At 71.4% G+C, this 5,529-nt stretch carries 6 protein-coding genes; 5 read left to right on the forward strand and 1 reads right to left on the reverse strand.

What is annotated here, in order from left to right:
• Positions 1–44 precede the first annotated feature (44 nt).
• The gene (locus ACWGH4_RS30240) at positions 45–884 is read right to left on the reverse strand and encodes a DUF1206 domain-containing protein (protein WP_453466515.1); all 840 of its coding nucleotides are present in this window, start codon (positions 882–884) and stop codon (positions 45–47) included.
• A 115-nt stretch (positions 885–999) separates the two neighbouring features.
• Between ACWGH4_RS30240 and ACWGH4_RS30245 the strand changes: the two genes are divergently transcribed.
• The 5 genes from ACWGH4_RS30245 to ACWGH4_RS30265 all read left to right on the forward strand — a co-directional run bounded on the left by ACWGH4_RS30245 (position 1,000) and on the right by ACWGH4_RS30265 (position 5,514).
• Positions 1,000–1,407 carry a hypothetical protein gene (locus ACWGH4_RS30245; protein WP_441266020.1) on the forward strand — a complete coding sequence of 136 codons (408 nt, stop codon included), beginning with the start codon at positions 1,000–1,002 and terminating at the stop codon, positions 1,405–1,407.
• 122 nt (positions 1,408–1,529) lie between these two features.
• Positions 1,530–2,630, forward strand: a complete 1,101-nt coding sequence (locus ACWGH4_RS30250; protein WP_453466517.1) for a calcium-binding protein — start codon at positions 1,530–1,532, stop codon at positions 2,628–2,630.
• Positions 2,631–2,905: 275 nt separating this feature from the next.
• A complete protein-coding gene (locus ACWGH4_RS30255) occupies positions 2,906–3,034 on the forward strand; it encodes a hypothetical protein (RefSeq protein WP_441266018.1) in 129 nt (42 codons plus the stop codon).
• Positions 3,035–3,104: 70 nt separating this feature from the next.
• A complete protein-coding gene (locus tag ACWGH4_RS30260) occupies positions 3,105–4,148 on the forward strand; it encodes a 3-isopropylmalate dehydrogenase (protein WP_356621139.1) in 1,044 nt (347 codons plus the stop codon).
• A 259-nt stretch (positions 4,149–4,407) separates the two neighbouring features.
• Positions 4,408–5,514, forward strand: coding sequence for a branched-chain amino acid aminotransferase (locus ACWGH4_RS30265; protein WP_441266016.1), 1,107 nt, complete (start codon positions 4,408–4,410; stop codon positions 5,512–5,514).
• Positions 5,515–5,529: the final 15 nt, after the last annotated feature.

Consider the following 5,529-nt stretch of genomic DNA (forward strand, 5'->3'; position numbering starts at 1 on the left):
GTTTCCATGTGAGCCCGCCGAACTTCCCGTCGTTCAGGTCCGGTTCAGACCCGGCGCCTGCGCGCCATCGCGAACGAGAAGACCCCGAACAGCACCAGACCGCCGGCAACGAGCGCCAGCAGCCACGGCCCCGCGGGAGTCGCGGCGAAGGACCGCAGCGTGTCGTCGAATCCCTTTGCCCTGTCCGGTTCGTAGGTGAGCGCCGCGAGCACGACGAAGACGCCGACGGCCCCGAACAGCACTCCTCGTGCCACGCCGCCCGCGACGCCCGTCACGTCGATCAGCCGCCGGGTCCGGCGCGACATGCCGCCCTGCTTCAGGTGCTTGCGGTACTTGCGCAGCGCGGCGCGTACGGCGATCCAGGCACCGGCGAAGACGATGCCGATACCGGCCAGACCGACGATCCACCGGCCCCCGGGCAGCTCCAGCGCCCTGGCCGTCACGTCCTGCGACTGCCGGTCGCTCGAGCCGCCGCCGCTGCCGCTCTCACCCGCGGCGAACGCGAGCACCGAGTAGGCGACGAACCCGTAGAAGACGCAGCGGCCCGCGGACAGCAGCCGCTTGTGCGTCTTGTGCCCGTCGGCTCCCGCGGCGCCGAAGAGCGCTTCGGAGAGACGCCACAGCGCCATGCCGGTCAGTCCGGCACCGAGCGCCCACAACAGCACGGAGCCGAAAGGCTGCTCCGACAGCTGGGTGAGCGCGCCGCCGCGGTCCGCCTGGCGGCCGGTGCCGCCGAAGGCGATGTGCAGGGCCAGCGCCCCGACGAGCAGGTAGATCACCCCGCGTGCCACGAATCCCCAGCGAGCGGCTGCTTCGACGACGGAACCGTTCGCCGCCCGGCGGGCCCGGGCGCGGCCGGTGAGCGTCAATGTGCGTGCGTTCATGCGCCACCTCCGGTACGCGGATGCCCTGGGGGTTCTCCCGGAAACGGGACGGCGGCGGCCACGCGTGTTGACGGCCTCTCAGTTTGCGTGCGCCGTGGGCGGATACCCGAACGGCATGGCTGAGACCGAGAAGAAGACGACCCAGGCACGTACGACGACGAAGAAGACGGCCGCCGCCGCACAGGGGCGGACCCGGTCGGCCGCCGAGGCGCCTGCGAAGGCGTCGTCCAAGGCGCAGGACACGGCCCGCCGCACCGGCGAGCTGGCGCAGGGCATCGGCGGCGTGGCCACGGAGAAGGCACTGACGGCGGCCAGGACGGTCCAGCAGGCGGCCTCCACGGCCGCCGGCGCGACGGTCGGCAAGGCAGGCGTCGTGTGGACGCTCGTGAAGGCGCGCAAGGCGATCGTGGCCGGGGCAGGGACGGGCGTCGCCACCGCGGTGGCCGGCTCGTACGCGCTCGGCCGCCGCGCGGGCCTCAAGCAGCGCGGCCCGCTGTCCCGCCTCACCGGCGGCAGGCTCTGAACGGACCGCTCCCGACCCGGTAGCAGTCTGCTCCGGACGGGTGGGGCGGCGCACGCCGGTGCCCTGCGCTGGAAGGGATCACGCGCCAGTGATCACCACCACGCAGGGAGACACGAGACACGATGACCCTCAACCGGCGAAGGAGCCCCGTCCGCCGGGTGCTCCTGTTCAGTTGCGCCCACCTCTTCGCAGCGGCGGCCGTCGTCGGCCTGGGAGCCACGGAAGCAGGCGCGCAGGCGCCATTGTGCTTCGGGTTCCCCGCGACGACCACGGGGACGACGGGGACGCCCGGTAACGACGTGATCGTCGGGACGCCGGGCGCCGACGTCCTCGACGGCCTGGGCGGCAACGACCTGATCTGCGGCCTGGGTGGCGACGACCGCCTGACCGGAGGGCCGGGCGCCGACTCGCTCGACGGCCAGGACGGCGGCGACACCGTCGTCGGCGACAACTACAGCGCGACGGGGAACGCCACGGCGGCCACCGGGACGGACCGGGTGTTCGGCGGGGCGGGCGTCGACGCGCTGGTGGGCGACAACCTCGCCCCGCAGGGCACGGCCGCCGGGGCGGCGGGGGACACGCTCCACGGCGGAACGGGCGACGACTTCCTGGTCGGCGACAGCAGGGGCGACCACGCCTCCGGCGGGGCGAACGACCGTCTCGAGGGCGGCGAGGGCAACGACGGCCTCAACGGTGACGCGTTCGCCTTCTTCGACGCCTCGGGGGCCGGCGACGACGTCCTCCTGGAAGGCCCCGGGGACGCCGGTGACGCGAACGGCGACAGCACTGCCATTCTGGGGAACGCGAGCGGCAGCGGCGGCAACGACGTCATCGATCTCGGAGCGGACGGCGGCACGATCGCGACCGGCGATCACAGCGCTTCCGGTGGTACGGCGACCGGTTCCGGCAACGACCGGATCACCGGTGGTGGCGCGGGCGAGTTCCTGCTCGTCGGCGACAGCGCGATGGGTGACCCTACTGGCGCGACCGCCGGGAACGATCTGATCGACGGGCGCGGCGGGGACGACACGGTGTTCGGCGACAACATCGGCCCGAGCGGTGTGTCGGCCGGCGCCGCGGGCGGATCCGACCGCATCGACGCCGGGGCCGGGAACGACACCCTCCGGGGCGGCCCCAGCAGCGATCTGCTCAACGGCAGCACCGGCACGGACGACTGCGACGGCGAGGCCGGGGCGGACCTCGAGACGAACTGCGAGATCTGAGGACCGGTCTTTACGGGCCCGCGCCGGGACGCCGACTCCCGCCGCGGGCCCGCGCTGTCGTCCCGGGCCATGTTCGCGTCTCAGATAGTAGGAAGTCCGAGTAATTGTGGAGACAGAGCGGCCGGGCTGACCTAGCTTTGTAGGAGCCGAACGTCTCGCTCGATCCAGCGAATGGCGGTTCCGAGTCCGCGCCCACAGGCAGGCAACCCCTGCGGCGCGCTCACCGCCCCTTCCGGCGCCTCGAAATCTCTTCTGATCTCAAGGAGTCGATCATCATGTCCGCTGCGACCGCCCGCCGAGTCCGTCACTCCTCCCGCACCAGCGAGTCCGACCGCAAGAACGCCGCCGCCGCCCTCCAGCGCGCCCTCGACCGCCGGGACAACGGCGGCTCCACCGGCCACTGAACGACGACCATCCGCGTCCATATGGTGGACGTGCCATGTCATTGAATGGGACGCGGAGTAGGGTGCCGACATGTCTCGCAGCATCAATCTCGCAGTTGTCCCCGGTGACGGCATCGGCCAGGAGGTCGTGGCGCAGGGCCTGAAGGTCCTTGCCGCGGTCCTGCCTCAGGATGTGAAGCTGGAGACCAAGGAGTACGACCTCGGCGCCCAGCGCTGGCACCGCACCGGGGAGACCCTCCCGGACGCGGAGCTCGACTCCCTCAAGAACCACGACGCGATCCTCCTCGGCGCCATCGGCGACCCGTCGGTGCCCTCCGGTGTGCTGGAGCGCGGTCTGCTGCTGAAGCTGCGGTTCGCCTTCGACCACTACGTCAACCTGCGTCCGTCGAAGCTGTTCCCGAACACCGCCACCCCGCTGGCCGGCCGCCCCGACATCGACTTCGTCGTCGTGCGCGAGGGCACAGAGGGCCCGTACACGGGCAACGGCGGTTCCCTGCGCACCGGTACGCCCGCCGAGGTCGCCACCGAGGTCAGCCTCAACACGGCCTACGGCGTGGAGCGTGTCGTCCGCGACGCGTACGAGCGGGCCAACTCCCGCCCCCGCAAGAAGCTGACGCTCGTCCACAAGAACAACGTGCTCGTCTACGCGGGGCACATGTGGAAGAACATCTTCGACAAGGTCGGCCAGGAGTACCCCGAGGTCACCACCGACTATCTGCACGTCGACGCCGCGACGATCTTCTTCGTCACCCAGCCGGAGCGCTTCGACGTCATCGTCACCGACAACCTCTTCGGCGACATCCTCACCGACCTCGCCGCTGCCGTGACCGGCGGCATCGGCCTGGCCGCTTCCGGCAACATCAACCCGACCGGCGAGTTCCCGTCGATGTTCGAGCCCGTCCACGGCTCGGCCCCCGACATCGCCGGCCAGGGCAAGGCCGACCCGACCGCCACGATCCTGTCGGTCGCCCTCCTGCTGCGCCACCTCGGCCACGAGTCCGAGGCGGTCCGCATCGAGGAGGCCGTGGCCGCCGACCTGGCGGAGCGTGCGCCGGGCACGACCCGCACCACGGACCAGATCGGCGACGCGCTCGCGGTACGAGTAGCGAGCTGACCCGGGACATCAGACTTCCGGGGGCGTCCCCCGGACACCCCAGAAGCCGCCGGGTCGCATTCTCCACCGCGCCCGGCGGCTTTTCCTGTGCGGCCCCCGGGTGCCACCATCAGAACCTGGGCCGTACTCCCGCCGTTCCCTGCGCGGATCCCCACGGGCGATAATCGGACGTGGGCCGTGTCGCACGGCGATGCTCGGATGTCCAAGCAGTGGGCGTGAGCGCGGTCCGTCACAACAACCGGTGAAGGACACTGCACTCATGACGACGCCCTCGATCGAGCTCAAGCCTTCCTCGCACCCGCTGTCCGACGCGGAGCGCGAGGCGATCCTGGCCAATCCGGGATTCGGCCGCCACTTCACCGACCACATGGTGACGATCCGGTGGACGGAGGGGCGTGGCTGGCACGACGGCGAGCTCGTTCCTTACGGGCCGCTGTCGATGGACCCGGCCAACATGACCCTGCACTACGCGCAGGAGATCTTCGAGGGCCTCAAGGCGTACCGCCGCCCCGACGGCTCCGTGGCCACCTTCCGTCCCGAGGCCAACGCCGAGCGCTTCCAGCGTTCCGCCCGCCGCCTGGCGATGCCCGAGCTGCCGGTCGACACCTTCATCGCCGCCTGCGACGCGCTGGTCCAGCAGGACAAGGCGTGGGTCCCCGCGCACGGTGGCGAGGCGTCCCTCTACCTCCGCCCGTTCATGATCGCGAGCGAGGTCGGTCTGGGTGTGAAGCCCGCCAACGAGTACCTCTTCCTCGTCATCGCCTCCCCGGCCGGCGCGTACTTCCCCGGCGGCGTCAAGCCCGTCTCGATCTGGCTCTCCGAGGACCGGGTCCGCGCCGTCCCCGGCGGCATGGGCGACGCCAAGACCGGCGGCAACTACGCCGCGTCGCTGCTCGCCCAGGCCGAGGCCGCGCAGAAGGGCTGCGACCAGGTCGCCTACCTCGACGCCGTCGAGCACAAGTGGGTCGAGGAACTGGGCGGCATGAACCTGTACTTCGTCTACGAGACGGGTCCCGCCGGCGACCTCAAGATCGTCACCCCGGAGCTCACCGGCTCCCTGCTCGCCGGCATCACCCGCGACTCGCTCCTCACCCTCGCCAAGGACCTCGGCTACGGGTCGGAGGAGGGCCGGATCTCCATCGACCAGTGGCAGGCCGACACCGAGAACGGCACGCTCAAGGAGGTCTTCGCCTGCGGCACGGCCGCGGTGATCACCCCGGTCGGCCGGGTGAAGTCCGCGCGCGGCGAGTGGACGCAGTCCGGCGGGCAGCCGGGCGAGGTCACCATGCGGCTGCGCAAGGCGCTCCTCGACATCCAGACGGGCTCCGGCGAGGACGTCCACGGCTGGATGCACGAGCTCGGCTGACGCCCCGCGTCACCA

Source organism: Streptomyces sp. NPDC054847, from assembly GCF_053610925.1.